We start from the raw sequence: 22,261 nt of genomic DNA, 5'->3' as shown, positions 1-22,261 counted from the left end.
GGGCCCGCGCCGGGCTGCGGGCCGGGGTCGGAGGCGAGGGGTGCGCGCGGGGGCGGGGGCGCCGGGGGTGTCGCCCACTGCGGAGGCGGGGCGGCCCACTGCGGGGGCTGCCGGGTCAGGGCGGTGGGGCCGGGGATGGCGCGCGGGACGGGCGGGTCCGGGAGGGGGCCGGTGGTGACGCGGTCCAGCGTGATGATCGCCGGGTCGCACTCGACCGCGGTGACCGTGCGTCCGCCGCCGGGCGCCGACTGGACGAGCAGCAGCGCGTGGTCCGGGAGGTGCTGGAGGGTGACGGGCTCGACGACGTACTCGTAGACGCGCTGGCTGGTGTCGGCGTCGCTCCAGTTGGTGCCCTCGGCGTAGGAGGAGGCGGCCGACCAGTTCCGCGTGGTGGCGACGGCGGTCCCCTCGGTGTCGCTGCGGCTGTCGGCTCCGCCCCGGTTCCGGCCGCGCTGGCTGGAGGTGGAGCGGTCGGGGAACAGCCCGAACATCTCGCCGCCCGAGTGGGCGACGCCGGCGGAGCTGCTCGTCCCCCAGGTGCGGGACGAGCCGGTCGTGCGGCTGGTGCTGCGGGTCTCCGAGTCGCCTTCGCCGCGGGTGTCGGTGGACGTGTGCGACTCGTTCCCGCCGACGTTTCTGGTGATCTGCGACAGGACGAACCGGTGGTCGCGGCCGATGAAGTCGGCGGCGCGGGCGGCGTCCTCGTGGTTGCCGAGGCGCATGAACGCGACGGCGCCGCCGCCGATCAGCTCGGCGGACGTCTCGCGCAGCCGCCGGAACAGCAGGGTCAGCGGGACGCCGCGCCGTTCGCAGGCGTCCGAGAGCCGCTCCAGGTGGCGGCGGGCGAGTTCGTCGGCGCCGGCGACCACGAGGGCGGGCGTCGCCTCCCAGGACGCGGTGATCCGGTGCGTGACCCACTGGACGATCAGGTCGGTGAGCAGCTCGGACCGGACGTTGCGGGCCTGGCTGTCCAGCGCGATGCAGGTCAGGTAGCCCGGACCCGTGCCGGTCGGCTCCGTGCCGAGGTCTTCCAGGGGGTGGATGTACGACTCGATCCGCGACAGGTTCGCGTGGGCCTGGCGGCGGTACTCCACGGTGAACAGCTCGGTGCCGATGCGCCGCCGCTCGTCGCGGGTCAGGGCGTCGCCGTCGTCGGGCTCGCCCATCAGGACGCGGAGGGCCGCGGCGATCCGGGCGAGGGTGATGTCGCCGCCGAGGGCGCCGCAGACCTTGGTGAGGATGCGGTCGTCCATGCTGCGTTCGGCGCGGGCGGCGTCGGGGCCGCCGCCGTGCATGGACTCCACGATCGCGTCGACGAGTTCCTGCGGCGACATGTCAGTGAGCAGGGTGGAGGAGGCTTGGTGGCTGGGCAGCAGCTGCTCGTCCACCCTCATCCAGGCAGATCGGGACAGTTCGACCAGTTCACGGCTGACGACCTCCCGGGACAGGTCGAGCACCAGCAGCGGCTGGACGGCGAGGGTGGACGTCCCATAGGTGGTGAGCAGCGCCTCCCATGCCCATAGCGTCCCGCCGAACACGTCCAGGCGGCGGCCGGGGCGTGGTGCGGCGCCCCACTCGGGCAGTTCGTCGAGCCGCGCGCGCTCTGCGGCTTCGTGGGCCTGCTTGCGCGCCTGCCAGTGCCGCGCCTGCTCGTGGTAGCCGCCGGTGATCTGCTTCTGCGCCAGTTCGTAGGCCCTGCGCGCGCCCTCCCGTTGCTGGATCGCCCACCGGGTCAGCACCACGCCGGGCGTCACCGCGATGACGGCGAGCAGCAGCAAGGCGACGGTGAAGCTCGTGGACAGACCGGCGGCGACGGCAGCGAACAGGACCAGAACGGCCGCGACGGCGGCGCTGGCCGGGAGCGTCCGGCTCACTCTGCGCTGGGCGGCGGCCTCGGTCTCGGCGACGCGCCGCGCGAGGTAGTCCGGCAGCGCCTGCTGCTGCGGCGGCGGATCGGGGAACGGGGTGAGGAACCACCAGCGGTCCCGGAACACCCATCCGATGCGGGGGTCGGGGCTGAACAGCCGCTCGCGGCGCGACAGCGGCCCCCCGTGATCGACCGGTTCGCCCCTCACGACGCTGTACCCCCGCTCTGCTCTCGGGTGCCGACTCGGCCGTCGCGCCTCCGGGCCGGACGCGGGGAGCGCGGTGCGCCCGGTGGGCCCGTTGAGCGTGGTGAGCACGGCGATGCCGCGAACAACCCAAGCAGATTGACACGGAACTTGTCAGGCCCTCCGTCGCAAACCGGCCTTCACAACGACACTCTTGCTCAATACCCTGACTGCCCATGGCGGGGGCGGCGGAGATCTGGGACGTGGTGCGCGGCCTGCCGGTGTGCAGGCTGCTCGAGGTCCCGCGTCCGGACCGGGCGGACGGCCGGGACGAGTGGCGCGACCAGCGGCTCGCGGCGCTGGTGTCGGCGTACCACGCGGGCGGCGAGCCGGTGCTCGTCGGCTGGCGGCGGGCGGCGGCGTTCGGGCCCACGGAGGTGCTGGTCGGCGGGTCCGGGCTCGTCGCCGACCGGGACGGGAGCGCGGCAACGCTGAGCCTGCCGGCGGGCGGGCGCGGCGTGCTGCTCCCCGACGGGGTCGCCGCCGCCGCGATGCCGCACTGGGTCGGCATCGGCGGCGTCGCGGACGGCCTGCTCGCCGACGACCCGGCCCGCGAGGAGCCCGCCAGGCCGTCGCTGGAGGACGGTCTGCTCTCGGTGTGGACGCAGCCGTTCGCCTGGCTGCTGGTGGCCGAGCCGGTGGACGCGTCCGAGGCCGCGCGCCTCGCCGACGACCTCGCCGACCGGCAGCAGCGCGCCCGGTCGATGGCGGAGCTGTCGCCGGAGGAGTCGGTGGCCGCCGTCCGGATGGAGCGGCGGCACCGGGAGCTGCGGCGGGCGGCGGCGTCGGGGCTGTGGCGCGTGCGGCTGGCGGCCGGGGCGGCGACGCCGGCGGCGGCCGCGCGGGTGGCGGCGCTGGTGTGCGCGTCGGCGGACCTGACCGGGCTGCCGTACGCGCTGGTCCCGGGCGTGGACGGGCCGTTCGAGGCGAGCACGCAGCTGGTGGCGGCGCTGGCGCGGCCGCCCGTCCGGGAGGTCGCCGGGGTCCGGTTCGTGATGCGGCCGGAGTTCGACGTGACGCCCGAGCCGGCGCCCGGGTCTGCGGACGGGTCGGCGGGCGGGGGCGTCCCGCTGGGGCGGGTCCTGGACCGCGACCGGCGCGAGGTCGGGTCGCTGTCCCTGCCGCTGCCCAGCCTGAACCGGCACACGTTCGTGTGCGGCGCGACCGGGTCCGGCAAGTCGCAGACGATCCGGTCGCTGCTGACCGCCGCGTCGGCCGCGGGGCTGCCGTGGCTGGTGGTCGAGCCGGCGAAGGCGGAGTACCGGGCGATGGCGTCCCGGCTCGCGGCGGCGGGGGCGCCGGGCGCGGAGGTCGTCGCGATCCGGCCGGGCGACGCGGAGGCGATCGCGGCCGGGATCAACCCGCTCGAACCGGCTCTCGGCCCGGACGGGCGGCCGTTCCCGCTGCAGACCCACGCCGATCTCGTCCGGGCGCTGTTCCTCGCCGCGTTCGAGGCGGACGAGCCGTTCCCGCAGGTGCTGTCGGCGGCGCTGACCCGCTGCTACGAGCGGCTCGGCTGGGACCTCGCGCTCGGCGAGCCCGCCGTGCCGGGGACGTCGCCGCGCTATCCGACGCTCGCCGACCTGCAGTCCGTCGCCGAGCAGGTCGTCTCCGACATCGGGTACGGCCAGGAGATCACCGACAACGTGCGCGGGTTCATCCGGGTGCGGCTGTCCAGCCTGCGGCTCGGCACGACCGGGCGGTTCTTCGAGGGCGGCCATCCGATCGACTTCGACGCGCTGCTCGCCCGCAACGTCGTCTTCGAGATCGAGGACGTCGGCGACGACCGCGACAAGGCGTTCCTGATGGGCACCGTCCTGGTCCGGCTGGTGGAGCATCTGCGGCTGCGGCAGGGCGGCGGCGGTCCGGCGGGGCTGCGGCACCTGACGGTGTTCGAGGAGGCGCACCGGCTGCTGCGGCGCAGCGAGCAGGCGGGCCCGGCGGCGCACGCCGTGGAGACGTTCGCGAGCCTCCTCGCGGAGATCCGCGCGTACGGGGAGGGGCTGGTGGTGGCGGAGCAGATCCCGTCCAAGCTCGTCCCGGACGTCATCAAGAACACCGCCGTGAAGATCGTGCACCGGCTGCCCGCGCGGGACGACCGGGACGCGGTGGGCGCGACGATGAACATCACCGAGGCGCAGTCGCAGTTCCTGGTCACGCTCACGCCGGGCGAGGGCGCGGTGTTCACCGACGGCATGGACTTCCCGCACCTGGTGCGCGTCCCGGACGGCTCCCGGCTGGAGCGTCCGGACAGCCCGGCGCCACTGGCGTCGCCGGGCGTACTGGTGACGCCCCGGAGCGGGACGTGCGGAGCCGACTGCCGCGACTCCCCCTGCACGCTGCGCGACATGCGCACGGCCCAGCGCGCCGTGGCCGAGCGTCCGGAGCTGGTGCTGTGGGCGGAGCTGTCCGCCGCCGCGCACCTGACGGGCTGGGGCGCGCCGGGCCTCGACCTGGCGGTCCTGGACGGCCTCCCCCGGCGGCTCGCCGACTGCGCCGTCTCCCATGCGGTGGACGCCGCCGTCGCGTCCCGTACCGCGCCCGGCGCGTTGGCCGACCACATGGTGGCGTCCCTGAACGGCGTCGCGTGCACCGAAGACGAAGCCGTGTACTTCGCGGCCCCTTACCGGTGGTGCCTCGTCCTAGAAGAACTACAGCAAGCGCACAAAATGGACCCTGGCGGTGCCCGTCACCCGCTTAGCCGCGAATGGGAAGGCCGCTACAAGCGGTCCATTCCCGGTGGCACTCTCGCCGACCAACTCAGTGCCGTGTCCGCCTGGTGGGAACGCGACCAACGCGACATGGACGCGCGCGCACTCGCGCTCTGGGGCACCGGTTCGGCCATCGAGAACGCCGTAGGGGCGCTGCGGACGGACGCCGACTGGGCCGACCGCCTCCGTGAGTCGGCCTCGCGCCTGCGCAACGCGGACGGCATCGTCGGGTCGTTCGTTTCAGGCGGGTCGTTCATTTCAGGCGAATAGAGGGCCGCTCATGCACCATGGAGCCATGGGGATTCTTGAGCAGGTCGCGCCGAACCTTATCGACGTCCTCCGCCGCGACGCCTGGTGGATGGGCTGGAACACGTTCCTCGCCTGGATTCCGGTCGGTCTGGCCTTCCTGCTCTTCCGCGGCCACCGCGTCTCCCGGTCGCCGTTCTGGTGGGCGGGGCTCGTGCTGTTCGTGCTGTTCCTGCCGAACGCGCCGTACGTCGTCACCGACCTGGTGCACCTCCGCAACGACATGCTGCTCGCCGACCGCGGCGGGCCGGTCGTCACGGCCGTCCTGCCCGTCTACGCGGTGCTCATCGGCTCGGGCTTCCTCGCGTACTACCTCTCGCTGTCCGCCGCGACGCGCCACCTCACCCGGCTCGGCCTCGGCGCGTGGAACGGCCGCGTCACCATCGGCGCGCACGCGCTCTGCGCGATCGGCGTCTTCCTCGGCCGCTGGGCCCGGCTGAACAGCTGGGAACCGGTCGTGGACCCGCACGCCACCATCGAGCGGATCGTCGTCCAGCTGACCTGGACGTGGGCGCCGATCCTGATCCTGGCGGTCTTCCTGGTCACCTGGATGTGCCATTTCATGACGAAGGCCATCGCCGAAGCCTCGTTCGACGCGACGCTGAAGAGCGCCCGGCGGCTCCGGGCGACGCGCACGTCCTGACCCTCGGCCCGGGGGCTCAGGCCGCGTAGTTGCGCAGGACGCGGAGGGCGTCGGCGGCGTGCGGGCCCTCGGCCGTCAGCGCGGTCTGCTCCGGGGTGAGTCGGCGGGCTCCGACGCGGCAGAACTCGGCGGCCGGACCCGTGATGCGGGACGGGGCGGCCGGGTCGCCGAACGTCCAGTGCGTCCCGTCGGGCGCGGTGAGGTCGCAGTAGACGGGCGCGTCCGGGAGACCTTCGACGGAGAAGGCGTAGGGCAGCGTGCGGTGGGCGAGCCACGCGATGTGCCGGATCCGGGCGGTGTCGGGGTAGGGCACGCCCAGCGGGACGGCGATGTCCTGGGCGTGGGCCCAGTGCTCGGCGATCCTCGTCGTGGCGAGCGTGCGCGGGGACAGCGGCGTCCGCACCCACGACAGGCGCGTGCCCGGCGGCTGCGCGCGCAGGAAGTCGGCGACGGCGTAGGCCGTCTTGCGCCAGCGCTCCAGCAGGTCCGCCGGCGGCATGCCGCGCTCGGCGGCAACCATGTCGGCGACGACGCCGTCCACGGTCTTGGCGGCGTCGGGCGACAGGAAGGCGGTGGCCTCCCCGCCCGACGGGTCGCTGATCACTTCGTTGGTCTGCGCCAGATGCAGGACGACGTCGGAGACGGTCCAGCCCTCGGCATCGGACGGGCGGGCCCACTGCTCGGGGGCCAGCGCCGCCAGCATCGCGTCCAGTCGCCGGAACTCCGCGGTCAGGTCATCGAACACGTCCGCCATCCCGCCACGATAACCGAACGAAATTCGGCCTGCCGCGTCCACAGTCGGTCAGGTGAGCTTCTCCAGCCGGTCGGCCGCGGCGGCGGCGCCTCCGGCGGCGGCGAAGGTCTCGCGGGCGGCCTCGGCGGCGGCGCGGTGCGGGCCGCCGTCCGCCAGCACGGCCGCGAGCGCCGCGCGCAGCTCCTCGGGACGGGCGTCCTCGAAACCGACGGCGACGCCCGCGCCGGCGGCCTCCACCCGGCTCGCGATGACGGGCTGGTCGCCCCGCACCGGCGCCACCACCAGCGGGAGGCCCTGCGCGAGCGACGCGCACACCGTCGCGTGCCCGCCGTGGCAGACGACGGCGGAGAGCCGTTCGAGGAGCTTGCCGCGCGGCACCCGCTCGCGGACGAGCACGTTCGGCGGCGGCTCGGGCACGCCGCCCGGCGGCGCCTCGACGACCGCCTGGACGTCCATGCCGCGGACGGCCTCGGCGGCGGCCCGCAGGAACCCGGTCGCGGACGGCCCGGCGATCCGTCCCAGCGAGACGAGGACGGCGGGCCGGCCGTCCAGCCACTCCCACGGGAACGCGCACGGCGCGGAGCGTCCCGGCGCGGGGCCGACGAACGCGAAGTGGTCCGGGAAGAACGAGGTGTCGCCGACGAGCGCGGAGGTGGCGAACACCAGCGTGAGGTGGTCGGAGAAGCGCAGGTCGATGAGGTCGTCGATGCCGTGGTCGAGCTGGAAGTCGCCGATGCGGTCGCGGACCTCCTCCTCGGCCTCCGGCAGCGCGGCGAGCGGGCGGGTGAACTCGGCGGGCGAGGCCGCGAGGGTCGCCCACGGGAGCTCGCGGCGCCGGGCCGCGACCGGCGCGGCCAGGACGAACTGGTCGGCGACCACCGCGTCCGGGCGGAAGCGGTCGGCGGCCTGCTCGACGCCCGGCATCATCGCGTCGCCGAGCGGGACGAGGAAGTCGTCCCACAGCAGGCGGAGGGCGTCGAGGCCGCGCCGCTCCAGCCACCGGTCCCGCATCGCCGCGCAGTCGTCGCCGGCGGCGGAGAAGATCCGGGAGCCGGGCCGCAGCAGCGCCTCCAGGGTCGGGCGGTGGCCCGCCCAGGCGACCTTGTGGCCGCGGCGGCCGAGTTCGGCGGCGACCGCCGCCGCCGGGGCGATGTGGCCCGCCAGCGGCGGCATCGCGAACAGGAAGCGGCGCTCGGGTGTGCGCGCCCGCTGGATGCCCGGGTCCCCGAGGATGGACGGGACCTGGACGCGGCGGGCGCTCGCGCGGCGCTGGGTCATGCTCGGCTCTCCTCCATGTCGGGTCCGCCGGACGCGGTCGTCCAGGCGACGACGTGCCCGTCGAGTTCGCGTGTCCGCACGGTGCTGACCGTTCCGCCGGCGGCGATGAGGAGCCGTTCGGCGTCCGCGACGGTCACGACGAGTTCGGAGCCGTCCGCCGCCGCGTTCATCGACTGGAGCACCGCCTGCTTGGCGGCGCGTACCCGCGCGTTGTTCTCGTTGACGGCGAGCCCGATGCCGGCCTGGTCGCGGCCGGGCCGTACCAGGGCGACGCCCAGTTCGGCGGACGAGGCGATCGAGACGGTCAGGGGTTCCTCGAAGGGGCCGGTCACGGTCGGCCCTTCGTGGACGGTCAGTTCGGCGGGGAACAGGGGCCCGTGGCCGTTGCGCCACAGGTGGTCCCTGACGGCGTCCTTGGCGGCGATGCGTCCGAGCAGCCACGGACCCTGCGCGACCGGCGGGAGGGCGTCGTACTCGGCGCGCTCCACCGCGCCGAGGTACTGGCGCATGAGGAGGTCGCGGGACGCGGTGCCGTCCCAGCGTTTGCGGGCCACGGTCCAACCGCCCGGTTGGGGCTCCCCCGTCCCCGACACCTCCGGGGTGAACTTCATCCGCCAGAGGGCTTCGTCGGTGTAGAAGCGGTGGGTGGTCCATCCGTCGATGCGTGCCCACACCGTGCCGTTCTCGTGGAGCATCTCCGCCGAGCAGCGCATCGTCGTGTCGGTGAGGGACTGGTTCCAGATGGTCGTCTCCAGGCGTTCCCCAGGGGACGGCAGGGGCCCGTACAGCAGGACCCGTTCGATCCCCACCGGGAACACCGTCTGGTTGGTGTCGCCGTACACCTGGATCCAGTGGGCGCAGAGCTGCCCGGCGCTGTCCAGGAGCGCGCCCGGCGTGGGCAGTGCGGTCAGGACGGCGTGCACACCGTCCTCTGCCAGAGCCGTGATCTCACTGATGCCGCGGTAGTGCGGGCCCTGGAACATCCAGCGTTCCTCGTACAGCCGCTCGGCGGTGACGATGGGCGGCCCCTCGATGGTGAGCGGCGTGCGGTCCGGGACGGGCGGCAGCGGGTAGTGCTCGGCGAGCAGGACCGTCCCGTCCGCGTAGCCGGGGATGTCGACCTTCACCCTGCGCACGCGGTCGCCGTCGTCGACGAGGTAGGCGCGGATGTCGGCCGTCGTCGGCGGCGCGGCGACGACCCACCGGATGGAGCGGACGTTCTCGAACCCGACGACGACCATGTCGGGCAGCAACTCGCGCGCGGCGCCCGCCATCGCCTCCGCCAGCGTCGCCACCGGGACGACGGGCAGCCGGTCCGACATCTCCGGCCAGCCGGGCGCCTGCGCGACCAGGCAGTGGTCGGCCAGGAACGGCATCGCCTCGACGGAGAAGACCCGGGAGACGCTCAGCTCGGCGCCCGCCGGGGACGCCTCGCCCGACGCGACCGGCGACGACGGCCCGGCACCGAGCGCCTCCAGGACCGACTGCGCCCCGGTCGCCGCATCGTTGAGCAGCGCCTCCAGCTCCGCCAGCACGGGGTCGTCGGCCGGGAGCGCGGGCACGCCCGGTGCCGGGCGGATCGGCTCCACCGCCCCGTCCAGCCTGACCAGTGGCGTACCGAGGTCGAGCCGCATGCCGGTGGCGGGCGCGGGCGGCGGGGAGGCGCCGTAGCCCTCCGCCCACAGCGCGGCGACGACGCGGCGCAGCTGCGCCATCCCGTCCCGCTTCGGCACGTTGACGGCCATCGCCAGGTGCTCGCGGTCGCCGAGCCGGTCGGCGACGAACCCCGGCAGCCCGCCGGGCCCGACCTGGACGAACGCCCGCACGTGCGCCGTCGCGTACAGCTCCTCGATCAGCGCGCTGAACCGGACGGGTTCGCGCAGGTGCCGGACGGCGAGGTCGCGGACCTCCTCCGGCGCGCCCGGGACCGGCGCCGCCGTGCACCCCGACCACAGCGGGACGCGCGGCGCGCGGATCTCCAGGCCCTCCAGCGAATGCCGCACCTGCTTCTCCGAGGCCTCCGCCAGCGGCGTGTGGAACCCCGCCCGGAACGGCAGCTCCTGCCCGAGCACGCCCTCGGACGCGAGCCGCCCGAGGACCTCGCGGACCGCCGCCTCCGGGCCGCAGACCACCGACTGGTGCGGGCAGTTGTCGTGGCTGACGAAGACCCCGGACACGGCGGCCGCGGCCTCCTCCGCCTGCGCCGCCCCGCACCCGAGCACCGCGTACACGGCGTCGGCCCCGCCGGTGCCGTCGAGGTCGCGGACGAGCGCGCCCGCGTCGCACATCCCGGCGGCGGCCATCGCCGCCCACTCGCCGAGGCCGTGCCCCGCGACGACGTCCGGTTCGACGCCGAGCTCGGCGAGCGCGGCGGCCAGCAGCCGCCCGACGGCCATCGCGTCGGCGGCGCGGCCGAGCAGGTCGGCGCGGCCGGTCAGCTCGGGCGACGGCATGCCGAAGTGCTCGGCGACGTCGTCCACGCGCGGGTCGAAGGCGGGCTCGAAGCCGGGGAACAGGAACGCCAGCCGCCCGCCCTCGGCGAGCAGCGGCCGCGGGGAGAACCACACGTCGCTGCGGCCCCGCCAGGCCGTCCCGCGCTGGACGACGGCGCGCGCCAGGTCGAGCCTGCGCGGTGTCGGGCCGACGATCGCGAGCCGGCACGGCAGGTCGGGGACGTCGTCGGAGGTCCGCGCGAGGAGGTCCTCGTCGGGGACGTCCAGCGCCTCGGCCTGTTCCTCGGGGGTCCGCGCGGCGAGGCGCAGCACCGCCTCGCCGTCGCCCGGCGCGGCGACCGTCCGCCGCCGGGCCCGCCGCGGGGCGGCCGGCGGCGGCTCCTGCAGCACCAGGTGCGCGTTGACGCCGCCGAACCCGAACGCGTTCACCACGGCCCGGCGCGGCCCGCCGCGCCGCTCCCACTCGGCGGCCTCCCGGACGAGCCGGAGCCGGCCGTCCGCCAGCGCCGGATGCGGGTCGTCCGCGTGCAGCGTCGGCGGCAGCACCCCGTCGCGCAGCGCGAACGCCGCCTTGATCAGCCCGGCGATCCCGGCGGCGGGCATCGCGTGCCCGATCATCGACTTGACGGTGCCGAGCCCGACCGGCGGGCCGTCCGCGCCGAGCACGCGGCGCAGCGTCGCGAGCTCCGCCTCGTCGCCCGCCGGGGACCCGGTGCCGTGCGCCTCGACGAGCCCGACCGCGCCGGGCTCCGCCGGGTCCAGGCCCGCGTCCCGCCAGGCGCGCTCGACCGCGAGGACCTGCCCGTCCACCAGCGGGCTCATGCCCCCGGCGGCGCGGCCGTCGCTGGACGACCCGGCGCCGAGGATGACGGCGTGGATCCGGTCGCCGTCCCGCTCGGCGTCGGGGAGCCTCTTGAGCAGCACCATCCCGGTGCCCTCGGCGAGGAGCGTCCCGTCGGCGGACCGGTCGAACGGGCGGATCGTCTCGCTCGGGCTCAGCGCGCGCAGCCGGCTGAAGACGCTCCACACGGCGGCGTGATGCGCGTGATGGACAGCTCCGGCCAGCATCGCATCGGCCTGCCCGCTCCGCAGCGCCCGCACGGCGTGCTCGACCGCCAGCAGCGCCGACGCGCACGCCGCGTCCAATGTGTACGCCGGGCCGCGCAGGTCGAAGGAGGCGGCGATGCGGGACGCGGCGAGGCTCGGCACCAGCCCGGCGGACGCGTCCGGCCCGTCCGGGCCGAGCCGGTCGCAGAACGCGCGGCGGATCTCCTCCAGCCGCGGCCGCCCGAGCTCGGGCACCAGCTCGGCGAGGATCCCGGCGACCTGGTGGGACGTCCTGACCCGCTGGTCGTGCCGGACCGCGCCCGGCGCGAGGTAGCCGCCGCGCCCGACGACCACGCCGATCCGGGACCGGTCGGGCAGCCGGTCGCCGCCGCCCGCGTCCGCGATCGCGTCCCCGGCGGTGCGCAGCGCGAGCAGCTGGTCGGGCTCCATGCCCGGCACCGCCGCCGGCGCGATCCCGAACCGGGCCGGGTCGAAGGTGGCCACGTCGTCGACGAACCCGCCGCGCCGGCAGTAGAACCGGTCGCTCTCCGGGGCGCGGCCGTAGGCGTCCGGGTCGTAGTAGAGCGCGGGGTCCCAGCGGCCGGGCGGCACCTCGGTGATCGCGTCGAACCCGGCCAGCACGTTGCGCCACAGCTCCGCGGCCGACCCGGCGCCGGGGAACACCGCCCCCGCGCCGACGATCGCGATCGGCACCCGGTCCTCGCTCACCGGTCGTCCCCGGTCAGCACCACGTGCGTCTCGCCCCCGTGCGCGATCTCGCGCAGCAGCGCCGCCGCGCCGGCGTCCGGATCCAGCGGGACGCCGCACGGCTCCGCGCCGTCCACCGCCCACGGCCCGAGGGAGGCGGCGAGCACCCGCCCCCGCAGCCGCGCGCGCCACACGTGCGCGAGCGTGCCGCACGCGTCGTCCGCCGCCGCGTCCCCGGCCCGGCCGCGCTCGCCGGTCACCCCGGCGAGGCCGCACAGGACGGCGAGGAACCCGAGGTCCGGCCGCACCGCCTGGACGAGCGCCACCGCACCGTCCACCTTCACCTGGTAGGCCCGCTCCGGGGAATCGGCCGTTCCAGGCAGCGCGGCGCCGTGCACCACGCCGTCCAGGCGCCGATGGGTGAGGTAGACGTCCTCGACGACCCTCCGGAGGGCCTGCGGGTCGTCCACCGCGTGGTACCGGACGGACGCCGCAAGCTCGCGCAGGTCGCCCAGCCGCAGGTTCTCCTCCGCCGCGCCGCCCGCCAGCTCGATGTGGCAGCCGCTCGTCCGGGCCAGCTCCCGGGCCACGCACACGGTGACCTCGTGCTCGGCCCCCGTCAGCAGGACGACCCCGTCCCGCCCGAGGCTCAACGCCGGACCCTCTCCGAGCGGCTCCGCCGGCAGCAGTTCCAGCCCGTGCCGCAGACCGTTCTCGTGCCCCACCACGACCGGCGCCTCGGCGGCCAGCAGCTCCGCCATGACGCGCTGGGCGATCGCCCGCGGCGTCTCCTTGGTGTCCATGTCGACGGCCCGCACGAGCACCTCGGGATGCTCCTCGGCGACCGTCCGGGCAAGACCGCGCAGCCCCGCACCGGGTGCCGGGTCACCGACGCCGCCGCCCCGGAACCGGTGCCCGAACGTCCCCCCGGCCCCGCTCGCGAGGACGAGCCACCGCAGCCCGCCGTCCAGGGCCCGCTGGATCCCCGCGAACCCCCCGGGCAGCACGCTCGCCGCCCCCGGCCGGAGCGCCGCCAGATGGACGAGCCCGTCGCAGGGCCCGTCGACGTCCGTCGGCGTCCGCACCTCCGCCCCGTGGCGTTCGAGCAGGTCGCCCAGTTCGAGGGCGATGCCGCAGCCGTCGTCCACCAGAAGGAACCGCCGCCCGGCGAAGACCGTCCCCGAGTCGGGCGGCGCCGGCAGCGGATCGAGATCCACGACCCGCGGCACGCTCCGCACCACCTGCCGAGCGACCCGCCCGCCGGGCCGCGGCCACACCTGCGTATCCACCCGCCGCATCCGCGGCACCCCCGCATCCGCCGCCCCAGCCGCAGCCGAGGACGCAGCCGCATCCAACGGCGCTGCCTCAGGCCAAGCCGACACCCCAGGCCCAGGCGCCACGTCCGCCCGAGGCGACGGCGCGGACGGCGACACAGACGCAGGCGAGGACACAACCTCATCTGGCGGCGCTGCCTCAGGCCAAGCCGACACCCCAGTCACAGGCGGCGACGCGTCCGCCCGAGGTGTCGGCGCGGACCACGTCCCAGACGCAGGAGAGGACGCGGCGGCATCCGGCAGCGCTGCCTCAGGCCGATCCAACACTCCAGGCACAGGCGGCGACGCGTCCAGCTGAACTGAAGGCGCGGACGGCGGACCAGACGCGGGCGAGTCTCCCGGCACAGGCGGCGACACGTCCGGCCGGATTGGAGGCGCGGACGACGTCACAGGTGCGGGTGAGGGCGCGGGCGCATCCGGGAGCGCTGTGTTGGGGCGGGGTGGTGGTGGGGTGGTGGGGCTGCCGGATAGGGCGGCTGTGCGGACGTGTGCGCTGGTCCTGGGGCGGGCCGGTGTGTCGTCGGCCGGGGCCGGGCGGGATGCTGGGACGGGGGCCGTCAGGTGGCGCAGGACGACGTCCCTTTGGGCGGCGAGGATCTCCCGGCTCGTGCGCAGGTACTCCAGCACCGCGGAGTCGTCCCGGGCGAGGCCCGAGACGCGCCGGGGCGGGCGGAGGGCGCCCGCCGGGTGGTCGCCGTCGGCGGTGCGGACGGAGTGACCGCCGACGATCCAGCCGGGCGCGGCGGGCACGCCGGTGAGGAGGCGGGCGCCGCGGCCGGCGAACAGCGGCAGCGGGTCGACCGGGACGCCGGCGGCGGCCAGTTCGGCGAGCGCGCGCAGCAGCGTCACCAGGCCGTTCTCGCCGGGGACGGCGCAGCTCACCGCGGTGTGCGGGCGGTCGCCGAGGGTGGTGCCGACGAGGTCGGCGAGGGCGCGTCCGGTCGCCACGAAGGTCCGGGCGCCCGCGTCGTACATCGCCTCGATCCGCGCGGCGGCGGGGACGGGCGGGGACGGCACCGCCGCCAGTTCGGACGGCTCCGTCTCGTAGGGGCGGCCGGTCGCGGCGGCCCAGACGGGGAACGCCGGGGAGCGCAGGTCGCGGCCGAGGAGTCCGCCGCGGGACGGGTCCGCGCCGATCTCGACCATGTCGGTGTCGTCGATGGCGCCGGCGGCGCAGAGCGCGGCGAGTTCGCCGCGGCCCTGCCCGGCGGCGAGGTCGGGGTGGACGCCGACGGCGGTCAGCAGCCGGTGGACGGCGAGTCCGGCGACGGCCGCCCCCGTGTCCCCGCCGGCGAGGCGCAGCAGGCGCTGGAGCCGGGGGAAGGCGACGAAGAGGTCGGCGGCCGCCGCCGGCGCGTCCGTGTCGTCCGCGTCGGGGAACAGGAACGCGACCTGGCCCGGGTCTCCGGCCGCGACGCGGATGCCCGGCGCCGGGCGCAGTTCCGCGGCGAGCGCGAGCTTGGCGCGCAGGTCGTCCGGTCCGGTGGCGACGAAGGCCGCCCGGACCGGGCCGTCGAGGGAGGCGGCGGTGCGGGCGAGGTCGCGCATCCGGGGCGCTCCCTCGGCCAGGCGCGCCAGCCGGTCGGCGGCGGCGCGCGCGGCGGCGTCGTCGTCACCCCGGATCAGGAACAGCTCGGCGGGCCATTCGGCGAGGCCCGACACCGGTTCGGGGGCGCCCTCGTAGCCCGCGAGGACGGCGTGGAAGTGCGCGCCGCCGAACCCGGAGCCGCTCACCCCGGCGAACCGCTCGCCGGGGCGGACCGCCCACGGCCGGGCCCCGCCGTCTCCGGGCAGCACGCCGGTGTGCAGCGCGTACGCGGTCTTGATGAGCCCGGCGAGGCCGGCGGCGCACCTGGTGTGTCCGATCTGCGCGGAGACCGACCCGAGCGCGACCTGCCCGACGGACGACCGGGCGACGCCCGCGCGCTCGTAGGCGCGGTCCATGGCCCGGCGCCGGCCGCCGGCCCCGGCGACGGACTTCACCACCGCGTAGATCCGGTCGCCGTCGCGTTCGGCGTCGGCGAGGCGCTTGAGGACGACGCACGCGACGCCCTCGCCGAGCACGACGCCGTCCCCGTCGTCCCCGGACGCGGGCAGCAGCCGGTCGAGGACGCCGTCGCGCAGGTCGGCGCCGCCGCACAGCACCATGGCGCTGGAGCCGGCGGCGAGGTCCTTGCAGGCGGCGTCGAGGGCCGCGAGGGACGTCGCCCCGATGGCGCAGGCCGTCCCGCCGAGGCCGAGGCGGCCGGCGATCCACCCGGCGACGGCGCCGGTGCGGACGCCGTCGAGGGTCTCCCCCGCCGGTCGCGGGAGCTGCTCGTCCAGTCCGGGCGGCAGTTCGCCGAGGTAGGACGGGAGGGTCGCGCGGAGCGCGTAGCCCGCGGCGAGGTCGCCGCCGCCCTCGGCGGCGAAGAACACCGAGGTCCGGGGGCGGTCGAACGGGCGGTCGGCGTAGCCGGCGTCCCGCAGCGCGCGGGCGGCGACCTCCACTGACAGCAGGTGCATCGGGTCGATGCCGCCGATCTCGCCGGGGGCGATGCCGTGGGCGTCCGCGTCGAACGGGATGTCGGGGACGAGCCCGCCCCACTTCGACGGCGTCCCGTCCCCGGCCTGCGCGGCGCCGGCGACGACGTTCGCCCAGTACCGGTCGGCGTCGGGGGCGCCGGGGAAGACGCAGCCGATGCCGATGACCGCGATGTCGGCCGGGCGCGGCGCGGCCCGGGCGGTGTCGCGCGGCCCGATGCCGAGGTCGGCGGCCCGCGCCGCCAGGAGGTCCGTCGCACCGGTCGTGACCTGCTCGTGCAGGGCGGCGATCCCGACCGGGGCGAACCGCAGCGCGGCCGCCTGCCCCATCGCGTACAGGCCCTCCTCCCGCTGCCGGTCGGCGCCGACCGGGGTGTCGAGCCGCAGGCCCCGGCTGGCGAGGTGCAGCCGGCCGAGGTTCAGCTTCTCCAGGCGGCGCCGCACCTCCTGCGGCGGCGTCCCGGCCTGCTCCAGCTCGCGGCGGGTCTGCTCGAACGTCTCGATGTAGGGGGTGCGGGCGCAGCGGGCCGTCTGCCCGGGGGCGGTCTCCAGCAGGACGGTCTCCGTGCAGGCGAGCGCCACGTCGTGGTAGCCGGGCAGGATCGCGCCCGCCGCGACCGCCTCCGGCGTGAACAGGTACGCGGTGCCCATCAGGACGCGGACGTCGGCGCCCCGCTCGGCCAGCGGACCGGCGAGCGCGGCGGCCATCGCGGCGGACCGCGCGTCGTGCACGCCGCCCGCGAACATCACCGACAGCTCCGCGGCGTCGCCGCCGTCGCGGGCGAACGCCAGCAGCCGCGCCACCTGCGCGTCCCACAGCTCCAGGCTCGCGAGCGGGCCGGTCTGGCCGCCGCACTCGCTCCCCGCGAAGACGAACCTGCGCACGCCCTCGCCGAGGAGCCGGCCGAGCGGCTCGGGCGACGGGACGGGCAGGTACGCGGCGGTCCCCGCGGCCTCCAGCGCGGCGGCCTCCGCCGGGCTCCCGCCGCCGATGATCGCGTACGGGGGCCGAGCGTCGCCGATCGCGGCGAGCTGCTCGGCGCGCAGTTCCGGCGGCGCGCCCTCCAGCACGCCGGCGCCCCAGGGCCGGCCGCCGAGCCGGTCGGCGGTCTCGCGCAGCAGCGCCCGCGCCCGCGCGCCGTCCAGCGGGCCGAGCGCGAGGAACGGCAGGCCGCCGTCCTGCGCGACCGCGCCCGCGAACGCCGACCCGTCGCTGACCTGCGCCATCGGCCCCTGCACCGCGACCGGTTCGGGGCGCGGCGCCAGCGGCTCGGCGCGGACGGCGGCCCGGATGTGCCGGACGATCTCCGCGCGGACGGCCTGGACCACTCCCCCGGCCGTCTTGTGCCGGCCCGCGAGCTCCACGGCCGGACGGGCAACACCGGCGGGGGCGGGGCCGGTCAGGTCCATCTCGCGGACGAGCGCGAACTGCTCGTCCAGGACGATGCCTGCCGCGCCCCCCGCGACCGCCGCGGCGGCCGCGTGCGGTCCGAGGCCGCCCCCGGCGAAGACGGGGACTCCGGCGTCGGAGTCGGCCAGCAGCCGCTGCAACAGGATGAACAGGGACGGCCCGGCGGCGTGCCCGGCGTCCCGCGCGATGACCCCGACCTGGTCGGTCAGGCCGCGGCCGACGCGGACGGCCTCGGCGGCCTCCGCCGGGTCCGCGACCTCGATCAGCAGGCGGCGGCCGCGGGCGAACCCGGCGATGTCGAGCCAGTCGTCCGACCGCAGCGCGGCGGCGCCGGTGACGACCGTGCCCGCCTCGGCCGGGACGTCGGCCGGGCGCACCCCGCACCCCGCCGGGACGCGGACGCCGAACGGGCCCGTCCACCAGCGGCGGACGTCGGCCAGCGCGGCGAGCGCGGGCGCCCGGTCGTGGCCGAGGGCCAGGACGCCCGTCCCGCCCGCGCGCGCCACGGCCACGGCGAGATGGGGTGCGGGACGGCTCGACGGGGCGACCCCGATGATCTCCACGGGTGCCCGTTCTCCCCGCGCCGCGCCGTATTCGCCCGTGTCCGACGTCATGCAGTGCCCCCCGACATGCAGTGCCCCCCGACGTCCTTCTGCCGCCACAACGGTGCGCCACATTACGGTCGGCGACAGTTCGATCACCAAGACGACACACCCGAGGGCGTGTTGATGGCGCCGCCGCAAAGGAGATTGGAACGTCCCTTGGCGTGCGGAAGACCCGCGATGCGCACGATCGGGCGATGGTTCCGGCCGGACGGCCCGCGCGGGGAGGGGTCAGACGGTGAGCGCGGTGCGGGCGGCGCGCGGCGCGCGGATCCCGTGCCGGACGATGCCCTCGTCGAGCCACCGGTCGAGGTGCCGCCAGGTCGTCGTCCTGGCCTCCCGGCCGGTCAGCACGCCGAGGTGGCCGCCGGGCGCGACCTCGACCCGCACCTGCGGCGCCCCGCCCAGCAGGCCCGCGAGGGACCGGACGCCCCGGACCGGCGCGACGTGGTCGCCGCGCCCCGCGACGGCCAGCACCGGCACGCCGACCCGGCCGAGATCCACCCGCCGGCCGCCGATCGGCACGCCGCCGCGCGGCAGCGCGCCGTCTCCCAGAAGGGACCGGTAAATGCGCCGCGCGGCGCCGTCCGGATGGGCGATCGCCAAATGCCGGAAATGATCCATCGCCTCGATCTGCGCGAGGAAATCGGCATTGTCGAGGTGGGTCAGCACGCTGAATTGGCGGAGCAGGTAGTGGTCCAGGCCGGCCGCCCGGAAGCCCCGGTTCCCCGGCGGCGCAGCGCACTCCTCGGCGCACCGCTCGGCGAGCCGCGCCGCGCCCGCGTCCACCGGCGCGGCGACGGCCGCGACCGACGCGATCGGCAGCGCGGGGTCGTCGGCGGCGGCCAGCAGGGCGAGGGTCCCGCCCAGGCACCAGCCGACGATCTGCACCGGCTGGCCGCCCGCGTCCCGGCTCACCGCCCGGACCGCGCCCGGCAGCACGTCCCGGACCCACCCCTGAACGCCCAGGTCAGCGTCGCCGGACAGGGCCGTCCCGTGATCGAGCAGGTAGCTGAGGCGGCCCGCGCGGACGACGTGCTCGGCGAGGCTGCACCCGCGGCGCAGGTCGAAGCAGCGCGCCGGCGCGGCCGGCGGCGGGACGAGCAGCACCGGCGGCCCGGCCGGCACCACCCCCTCCGGGGGCCGGTACCGGGACACCGTCCGGCCCGGCCCGTCGTCGACGGTCTCCGCCGGCATCGGGCGCAGATCGGCGACCCGCCCGGCCACCGCCAGCCGCAGGGCATTGGACGTCGCGTCGCGCAGACCTCGCGGGGAAAAGATCATTTCGTCATTGTCCATCCGCATTCGACGATGCCGGCCGGAACGCTTTGGCCCAAGGCGGCCCCCTCCCGTCCCTGCCATTTCTACACTGGTCACCCCGTACCGAGAACATCGGGCTGTTAATCCTGCGTGAATTCGGCTTGACACCGGGGGCCGGAGGTGGCCGCGTGAGAATCTCGCCCGGCGCGGCGACATCGCGGACAATGACGGTCACCGTCCGTGGTGGCGGGCGGCGGCCCGGACCCCGTGCGGGCCGCCCCCGCGCCCGTCCCGCCGGTTCGGCCGCGCCATCCGGGGGACGGGTAGGGGGAACGGCGCCGAGGACGGACGAGGCGGGGAGTGGCGATGCCGGAACCGCACCTGACGGAGGTCGGCTGGGCGGGGTCGGTGCTGCACCTCGCGGGCCTGCTCGGGCCCGGCGGCCCCGTCCCCGAGATCGAGCTGGTGCTGCGCGACCGCGAGGAGGGCGGGGTGGTGCGGGTGCCGGCCGCCGCCGCGGCCCGCGACGGCGCCGTCGCCTTCGAGGCGCGGGTGGACGTCGCGTCGATCACGAACGGCGACCCGCTGCCCGGCGGGCTCTGGGAGGTGCGCCTGGCGGTCGGCGGCCCGGCGGGGCACGCCGTGCTCCCGCTGCGCCACGCCCCCGGGCTGGACGCGTCGCCGCGGCGGCTGTTCCTGCCCGGATCCGCCGCCGTCATCGCCTACTTCGACCGCGCGGGCGCCCTCGCGGTCGACGTCGGCGGCCGCCCGCACGCCGCCGGGTCGGCCCGCGCCGACCTGACGCGCTGGAACGCCGCGCGCCGGGAGATCGTCGTCGCCGGGCACCTCGGCCTCCGCGAGATCAGCATGCCGGTCTCGGCGACGCTGGTCCTGTCCGAGCGGCGCTCGGACCGCACGTTCGAGGTCATCGCCCTGCTGGAGGAGCGTCCCGGCCGGCTCTCCTACACCGCCGCGGTGCCGGTGTCGCGCGCGTTCGTCGACGACCCGCTGCCGCGCGGGGCCTGGGACGTCTCGCTGTGCCTCGGCTTCTCCGGGATGCACCGCGAACTCCGGCTGCTCGCCGCCGGGGATCCGGTGGAGGTGCGCGTGTGGCGGCGGCTGCGCCATGTGCGGGTGGCGTCCTCGGCCGCGCCCGGCCCGCTGACGATCACCGTCGACTGACGATCACCGCCGGCCGCGCCGGAACGTCACCGTCGGCCGCGCCGGAACGGGCTGTCCCAGGGGAACTGCCGGGCGGCCCCCACCACCGCCGACAGCAGCACGACCACGGACGCCCCGCCGACCAGGTTGAGGCCGGCGGTGGCGAGCGCCGCGTCCAGCGGGCCCCGCATCGTCAGCGGCAGGATCGTCAGCACGACGACGGCGATCGCCCCGATGCACGCGAACGCCCGCACGGGACGCGCCGCCGTCGCGAGGAGCAGGTGCATCAGCGCGGTCGCCTGGACCGTCGCCGCCGCCGCGCACAGCGCGTAGCTGGTCGCGGCCGGCGCCGCCGGGGTGTGCTCGCCCGCGAACACGGGGACCTCCACGCCGAACATCGCGCGCAGCGCCATCACCGCCGCGAACGCGAGACCGCCGCCGACCAGGGACGCGGAGATCCCCGTCCACCACAGCGGGCGCAGCGGCGGCCCGGAGTCGATCTCCTCGTGCAGGGCGACGAAGTCCTCGTACCGCCGCGGCGGCGCCTCCGGCGGGCGGCGGCGCGCCGTCGAGGGGCACCGGAACGACCGTTCCCAGGGCCGTGGCGCGGGGCGTCCGGTGCTCCTGCCGGGCAGGCCGCCGGAGTACCGCCCCGATGGCGAGTCGGGCATGTTCCCTCCCCCGGGTGCGAACGTAGTCGTGCTACCCGGCACCGAGGGGGGAACGCCCCCAAGAGCCACAATTTGCAGATGTTTGGTCACGAGACCGCCACCGCGAAACGGCGGCCCGCCCGCGGAAACGGCAATCCTCGGCCAAGAAAACGGCGATCCCCCGGGCGGTGCGCCCAGGGGATCGCCGTTTCGTCAGATCAGGGCGGCCGCCCGTCCGATCAGACCTGGCCGGCCTTCTCCAGCGCCGCGCAGCAGGTGCCGGTGATCAGCCGGGCCACCACGTACGGGTCGACGTTGGCGTTCGGACGGCGGTCCTCGATGTAGCCCTTCTTGTCCACCTCGACCTGCCACGGGATGCGCACCGAGGCGCCGCGGTCCGACACGCCGTAGCTGAACGTGCTCCACGCGGCCGTCTCGTGCATCCCGGTGAGCCGGCGCTCGATGTCGGCGCCGTAGTTCGCGACGTGCTCGTCCGCCTTCTCGGCGAGCGCCTCGCACGCCGTGATGATCGCGTCGTAGCCCTCGCGCATGGCCTTGGTCGAGAAGTTCGTGTGCGCGCCGGCGCCGTTCCAGTCGCCCTCCACCGGCTTCGGGTCGAGGGTCGCGGACACGTCGAAGTCCTCGGCGATGCGGTACAGCAGCCACCGGGCGATCCACATGTGGTCGCCGACCTCGAGGGGCCCGGCCGGGCCGATCTGGAACTCCCACTGGCCCGGCATGACCTCCGCGTTGATCCCGGAGATCTTCAGGCCGGCGGCCAGGCAGGCGTCCATGTGCCGCTCGACGATGTCGCGGCCGAACACCTCGTCGGAGCCCACGCCGCAGTAGTAGAAGCCCTGCGGGGCCGGGTAGCCGCGCTCGGGGAAGCCCAGCGGGCGGCCGTCCTTGAAGAAGGTGTACTCCTGCTCGATCCCGTACCAGGAGTCCTGCGCCGCGTACTGCTCGGCGATCGGGCGCAGCTTGGCCCGCGTGTTGGTCTCGTGGGGCGTGCCGTCCACGAGGTAGACCTCGCAGAGGACGAGGATGCTGTCGCCGCCGCGGATGGGGTCCGGGCAGGAGAAGACCGGCTTCAGCACGCAGTCCGAGTGGTCGCCGGGGGCCTGGTTGGTGCTGGACCCGTCGAACCCCCAGTCCGGCAGTTCGGCTCCGTCGGCGAGGATCCTCGTCTTCGACCGCAGCCGCGCGGTCGGCTCGGTGCCGTCGATCCAGATGTACTCGGCCTTGTAGCTCAACGTCGGTCCCTTCGTCTCCGCCTGGCCTCACGGGTTCGGCCCTAGAAACGTGCCAA

Annotated in this window: 11 protein-coding genes; 3 read left to right on the top strand and 8 right to left on the bottom strand. The window is 76.1% G+C overall.

Annotation, left to right across the window (positions count from 1 at the left end):
• Window positions 1-2,075 (bottom strand): hypothetical protein (locus AB0K34_RS23330; protein ID WP_364550818.1); only part of this gene is annotated, 2,075 nt, incomplete at its 3' end.
• A 212-nt stretch (window positions 2,076-2,287) separates the two neighbouring features.
• Between AB0K34_RS23330 and AB0K34_RS23325 the strand changes: the two genes are divergently transcribed.
• Together AB0K34_RS23325 and AB0K34_RS23320 are read left to right on the top strand one after the other, a co-directional pair.
• Window positions 2,288-5,092, top strand: a complete 2,805-nt coding sequence (locus tag AB0K34_RS23325) for an ATP-binding protein (protein ID WP_364550816.1) — start codon at window positions 2,288-2,290, stop codon at window positions 5,090-5,092.
• A 25-nt stretch (window positions 5,093-5,117) separates the two neighbouring features.
• Window positions 5,118-5,771, top strand: coding sequence for a DUF1361 domain-containing protein (locus tag AB0K34_RS23320; protein ID WP_138640402.1), 654 nt, complete (start codon window positions 5,118-5,120; stop codon window positions 5,769-5,771).
• Between the two features lie 16 nt (window positions 5,772-5,787).
• Here the strand turns inward: AB0K34_RS23320 and AB0K34_RS23315 are convergent, their stop codons facing one another.
• The 5 genes from AB0K34_RS23315 to AB0K34_RS23295 form a co-directional block, all read right to left on the bottom strand.
• Window positions 5,788-6,525 carry a maleylpyruvate isomerase family mycothiol-dependent enzyme gene (locus AB0K34_RS23315; RefSeq protein ID WP_301178024.1) on the bottom strand — a complete coding sequence of 246 codons (738 nt, stop codon included), beginning with the start codon at window positions 6,523-6,525 and terminating at the stop codon, window positions 5,788-5,790.
• 48 nt (window positions 6,526-6,573) lie between these two features.
• Entirely contained in the window at window positions 6,574-7,803 is a 1,230-nt protein-coding gene (locus AB0K34_RS23310) for a glycosyltransferase (protein ID WP_301178023.1), read from the bottom strand.
• Complete coding sequence (locus AB0K34_RS23305) at window positions 7,800-12,032, bottom strand: beta-ketoacyl synthase N-terminal-like domain-containing protein (RefSeq protein ID WP_364550813.1); 4,233 nt, start codon at window positions 12,030-12,032, stop codon at window positions 7,800-7,802. Before AB0K34_RS23305 ends, AB0K34_RS23310 begins: the two co-directional genes overlap by 4 nt.
• On the bottom strand, window positions 12,029-17,893 hold the full coding sequence (locus AB0K34_RS23300) for a beta-ketoacyl synthase N-terminal-like domain-containing protein (protein WP_364550811.1): 5,865 nt from the start codon (window positions 17,891-17,893) through the stop codon (window positions 12,029-12,031). The genes AB0K34_RS23305 and AB0K34_RS23300 overlap by 4 nt, the downstream gene beginning before the upstream one ends.
• Before the next feature lie 219 nt (window positions 17,894-18,112).
• Window positions 18,113-19,165, bottom strand: coding sequence for an alpha/beta fold hydrolase (locus AB0K34_RS23295; RefSeq protein ID WP_364550809.1), 1,053 nt, complete (start codon window positions 19,163-19,165; stop codon window positions 18,113-18,115).
• Window positions 19,166-19,507: 342 nt separating this feature from the next.
• Here AB0K34_RS23295 and AB0K34_RS23290 point away from each other — a divergent pair, with 342 nt between their 5' ends.
• Window positions 19,508-20,323, top strand: a complete 816-nt coding sequence (locus AB0K34_RS23290) for a hypothetical protein (RefSeq protein WP_364550807.1) — start codon at window positions 19,508-19,510, stop codon at window positions 20,321-20,323.
• Between the two features lie 26 nt (window positions 20,324-20,349).
• On the opposite strand, the gene AB0K34_RS23285 is transcribed toward AB0K34_RS23290, so the two are convergent.
• Together AB0K34_RS23285 and glnII are read right to left on the bottom strand one after the other, a co-directional pair.
• Window positions 20,350-20,973, bottom strand: coding sequence for a hypothetical protein (locus AB0K34_RS23285; protein ID WP_364550805.1), 624 nt, complete (start codon window positions 20,971-20,973; stop codon window positions 20,350-20,352).
• Window positions 20,974-21,191: 218 nt separating this feature from the next.
• Window positions 21,192-22,205 (bottom strand): glutamine synthetase, encoded by a 1,014-nt coding sequence (gene glnII, locus AB0K34_RS23280; protein WP_138636514.1) that lies wholly within the window; start codon window positions 22,203-22,205, stop codon window positions 21,192-21,194.
• Between the last annotated feature and the right edge of the window lie 56 nt (window positions 22,206-22,261).

Origin of the sequence: Actinomadura sp. NPDC049382 (assembly GCF_040677125.1) — a bacterium.
Taxonomy (GTDB): Bacteria; Actinomycetota; Actinomycetes; order Streptosporangiales; family Streptosporangiaceae; genus Spirillospora; species Spirillospora geliboluensis.
Note: the sequence above shows the minus strand (reverse complement) of the source record. Positions and strands in the feature narration are given on the sequence as shown.